The 4,708-nt window shown below is 41.4% G+C and carries 3 protein-coding genes and 1 pseudogene; all 4 read left to right on the forward strand.

Translation table 11 applies throughout. The features are described from left to right. Positions 1-320: 320 nt before the first annotated feature. The 4 genes and pseudogenes from Q0620_RS02355 (at position 321) to Q0620_RS02375 (ending at position 4,686) form a co-directional block, all read left to right on the forward strand. Positions 321-626 (forward strand): MFS transporter, encoded by a 306-nt coding sequence (locus tag Q0620_RS02355; protein WP_298783058.1) that lies wholly within the window; start codon positions 321-323, stop codon positions 624-626. Continuing rightward, a pseudogene (locus Q0620_RS02365) lies at positions 619-1,437 on the forward strand (MFS transporter). Before Q0620_RS02355 ends, Q0620_RS02365 begins: the two are co-directional and overlap by 8 nt. A 161-nt stretch (positions 1,438-1,598) precedes the next feature. Continuing rightward, on the forward strand, positions 1,599-1,973 hold the full coding sequence (locus tag Q0620_RS02370) for a hypothetical protein (RefSeq protein WP_298783061.1): 375 nt from the start codon (positions 1,599-1,601) through the stop codon (positions 1,971-1,973). 532 nt (positions 1,974-2,505) lie between these two features. Beyond that, positions 2,506-4,686 (forward strand): STT3 domain-containing protein, encoded by a 2,181-nt coding sequence (locus tag Q0620_RS02375; RefSeq protein WP_298783062.1) that lies wholly within the window; start codon positions 2,506-2,508, stop codon positions 4,684-4,686. Positions 4,687-4,708: the final 22 nt, after the last annotated feature.

Below are 4,708 nucleotides of genomic sequence, written 5' to 3' on the forward strand. Positions count from 1 at the left end.
AAATTTGTTCGGTTACATAGTTTGTCGCAAAATTTAGTCTACCTTGATTAAGGTTTCTTGAAAAACCCCAAGCAAAACTAAGTAGAATTTTTACCCCGCTTGTATTTAAATTTATGCCAAAAATTTTACATTAAATTTACTCCAAGCTTCTGTACTGAAAGGCATTTAAATTTTAGCTATAATTACACAAAATTTACGCGGTAAATTTGGGCAAATTTAAATCTAGTCGCGCAAACCCTGCGCTCACTCAAATAACAACAAAAGGAAAAATTTGAACTCCTCAAAAACTTCACTATTTTTTAGTCGTGCTAAGCGCGCTTATGGCGTGTACATCGCTATCTACGGACGTATATCTGCCCGCTATGCCTACGATGGAGCGGCAGCTGCACGGAGACTCGGAGCTCACGATAACGGGCTTTTTGATCGGCTTTGCTATCGCGCAGCTCGTCTGGGGGCCTATCAGCGATAGAACCCGGCGTAAAATCTCGCTTTTCATCGGTATGGCGCTCTTTGCGATCGGATCAGTAGGATGTGGGATGCCAGACGCTATGCTGCGCCCTTTTCTGGCGCGTGTTTCAGGCTATGGGCGCGTGCGTAGGACCGATGCTAAGCCGAGCGATGATTAGCGATCTTTTCGGTAGCTCGCAGGCCGCGCAGATGCTCTCTACGCTAGTTATCATCATGGCGATAGCTTGGGTAGCGGGTCCGTTACCAGGCGGCGCGATACTGGAGTTTGGCTCTTGGCACGGGATATTTTGGCTGATGGCGCTAGCTAGCGCGGTTATGTTTGCGATGATTTTTTCTCTGCCAGAGACCTTGCCGCCGCAAAAGCGCTCCACGAAGCCTATCGCATCGTCTTTTAGAAACTATCTAAGATGATTATTGCAAGACGCCAAATTTATGCGCTACACTCTTAGCGTGACGTTTTTCTATGTAGCCGCCTATGCCTTTATCACGGGCTCATCGTTTGTATATATCGATTATTTCGGCATTCCTAGCAAATACTACGGATTTTTATTCGGCATAAACATCGTGGGCGTCATGGCGCTAAGTTTCGTAAACAAAAATCTGGTAAAGCGCTATGCGCTAAACCGTCTACTCATAGTCTCCACTCTCGTTGCCGCGCTTGCTGCCAGCGTGCTGTTTGCGTTTGCGTTTTTCAAAACTGGCGGCGTTCTTAGCGTGATAATCCCGATGTTTTTCGTTTTTAGCATGAACGGCATCATCGCTTCTTGCTCCAATGCCACCGCTCTTGATAGCGTGCCGCAGGAGATGAAGGGCTCGGTCGCTGCGCTCATCGGCTCGCTGCAATACGGCAGCGACATCCTCTCCTCGGCGATGCTTGCGGCATTTTCCGCGGGTACGCCGCGAGTGATGTTTTGGATCATAGCGCTGTTTGTTTGGCTAAGCGCGCTCGTGGCGTATTTTAATAAGTAAATTTTAAATTACGGCGAAATTTTATAATTTGCCATTGAGTTCGGCTCTGTTTTAAACAGACGGGCGGTTTCTTAAATTTAAACTCTAGCTAGGCTTAGACCGAAATTTTTAAGTAAACTTTGCTATAATCGCCGAAATTTTGAAAAAACCGAGGAGAAAATATGAAACTAATTTACGCCGCTTGCATGCTCGCCGTGTTTGCTTCGGCTCAGACCGAAACTGTGCAGGTGCCGGACTTTGCCAAAAGCTCGATGAAGACGCATGAGCAGGCCGAGGAAAAACTAATCGCAAATGCCCTAAAAGGCGATCTAAGCCAGATCGCAAGCGACCTAAAGATCGATAAAACTCTAAAAGGCGGCGAGTCGCTTGTCATTAACGGCGCGCATTACAGGACGATCGAGGGCGACAGCACGCAATGGAAAGAGGGCGATGTCGTGCGCCTGCTAAGCGGCAACAAGGACGGCCGCTGCCTAAGCTCGATCATACTTAATCTGCGCACGAAAACCGTCTGTAAGTTTATGTGCGACGCGTATTAGGCGAGAATTTCGTCTAAACCACAAAAATCCACCGGCTCGGCGTAAGCTTCTTGCAACGACCGGTTGTTTCTGCTATCAAGCCATAGCATAGATCGCTAAATATATGCCTATGAATAAAACGTTATTATATATTTTTTTTAAAAGCGTTCGTTATGTTTATTGTCCTATATTTGTTCATTCCGCACCCAGAAGATGGAATTTATAATATGTTAGATATACGCATGTTTATTGGCTTGGTGTTGTTTTGTATCTGCCTTATATTGGATATTTAGTTTACATCTTAATCTCTATCTTTACATATCGTATTTTTTGATGGTCGCCAAAATTGCATATCACAAATTTAAATTCTAAACGGCTTGACTTCGGTTATTTTTAAAATTTTGCTTTTAATATCGATAAATTCTGCTATAATAAACGCAAATTAAACAATGTCGTTAAAAACGTAACGTGGGCGCGATAAAGCGAGTAAAATTTGTAGAGGCAAATTCTAACCCTGCCGCTCGGTACTTCAAACGGCGAATCAAGGAAAAAGATGCAAAAATTTAGAATTACAAACGGCGAATGTTCGCGCATGGATATTTTTTTGATCATGACGCTGGTTTATATATTCGGCGTGGCGTGCAGGTTTTTTTGGATATATTGGGCTAGCGGGATCGAGCAGTTTTCTTTTGACGGCGAGCTCATCATGACTACAAATGACGCCTTTGCAAACGCCGAGGGTGCGCGCGATATGATAGCGGGCTTTCACCAGCCGGGCGATCTTAGCCCGTACGGCGCGTCGATCCCAACTCTGGCATTTTTGCTTAGTAAAATTTTACCAGTCAGCCTAAATAGCATTACGATTTATATGAGCGTGTTTTTAGCGCCGCTGGTGGCCGTGCCGATTATTTTAATAGCAAGAGAGTATAAGATCCTGGGTGCTGGTATCATCGCAGCGCTGCTTGCTTGCGTGCTGCCAGGGTATTATATCAGAACTTTGGGCGGGTATTTTGATAGCGATATGCTAAATATCGTCCTGCCGATGCTGACAATCTGGGCTCTAATCAGGCTTACGCAAAGCGGCTCGCAGCGAAATTTAATCTTGCCCGCGGTCTTTATGGCGCTTTATAGCTGGTGGTATCCGAGCTCGTATTCTTTAAATATGGCGATTATAGTGATATTTTTAATCTATACTTTGATTTTTAATAGACGCAATGAGGCAAATTACAAAGTGATTATTCTTATGGTTGCAGCGATCATAAAATTTAGCGCGTATTACGAAGGTGAGACAATAATCGTAAACTATATTTTATTGTTTAAAATCGCACTTATTGTGTTTTTATATTTTTTAATGATTAAAATTCCAAGTCATAAAAGCAAAAAAGCTCTTTGGATTTTGGGCGTGATCGTCGCAATTACGTTCGTCATATTCGGCGGACTTACGCCCATAGCAGTGCAGCTTAAAGCTTACATCTTAAAAGATGTAAGCAAAGAGGAAATTTTCTACTTCTACGGCGTTAGAAATACGGTTAATGAGGTAGAAAACGCTAATTTCATGAAATTTGTGCTTGAATCTAGTGGGCATCTATTTATATTTATATGCGCTGTAGGAGGGCTGGCTCTACTGCTGATAAAATTCCGTTCGTTTATCTTAACCTTGCCGATGATAGCGCTTGGAGTTTTAGCACTTTTCGGTGGAACTCGCTTTACAATGTATGCTACGCCGATTATAGCGCTTGGATTTGCTTGTTTTATATATTTTGTGCTGAATTACTTTGAAATACGTACCTGGCTTAGAAGTACTTTGTTGGCTATTTTAACCTGTTTAGCGCTAATGCCTAGCATAGATTTTATTTATAAATTCCGAGTTGCGCCTACGCTTACGAAAGACTCCATAACGCCTCTTGCAGAGCTAAAAAATAAAGCTAGCAGGGAGGATTATGTACTATCGTGGTGGGATTACGGATATTTAATCAGATATTACTCAGATGTAAAAGTAGTAGCTGATCCCGGAGGTAGACAGGCAGGAGAATACACTTTTATGAGTGCGTTTTCCTTTAATAAAGATGAGGTAAGCTCTGCTAATATGGCAAGGCTTAACGTAGAATATATACAAAAGTTGCAAGGTAAAAAATTTGATCCTAAATTGGAAGATAAATTTAAACTAAATCTATATCAAATTCAAAAAGATTATGGCGAAGCCGATATCAATAAATTTTTAAGTTCTTTAAGCGATAAGAATTTCAAGCTTCCACGGAAAACTAGGGATATATATTATTATTTCGTACCGCACATGATAGATATATTGCCCAATATTTTAAAATTTTCTACTGTAGATATAGAAACAGGTAAAGAGTCTTGGACGCCATTTATTCATGTGGGTTATGATATTAGAATGGGTAAAGATGGAGAGAGCATCATAATAAATGATGAATGCACGCTGCCTAGCGTCGATCCTGAATACCTAATCTATGACGGTAAAAGAATGCCTATTAATTCATATTATCAAGTGGGCGAAGTAAACGGCAAACTCGTCAAATTATCCAAACAAGTAGATAAAAATTCCAATCTTTACGTGATATTTTTACCGGATTACCAAAGAATTTTAATCTTAGATAAAAAGGTTTTTGAATCAGCCTTTATCCAACTTTTTGTGCTGGAAAACTATGATAAAGATCTGTTTGAGCCCGTTTATTTAAGTAATTATGCGCGGATTTACAAGTTATTAAGATAAATTTATATTCAGAGGAATATCG

The sequence above is a fragment of the uncultured Campylobacter sp. genome (assembly GCF_938017615.1).
Lineage (GTDB): Bacteria > Campylobacterota > Campylobacteria > Campylobacterales > Campylobacteraceae > Campylobacter_B.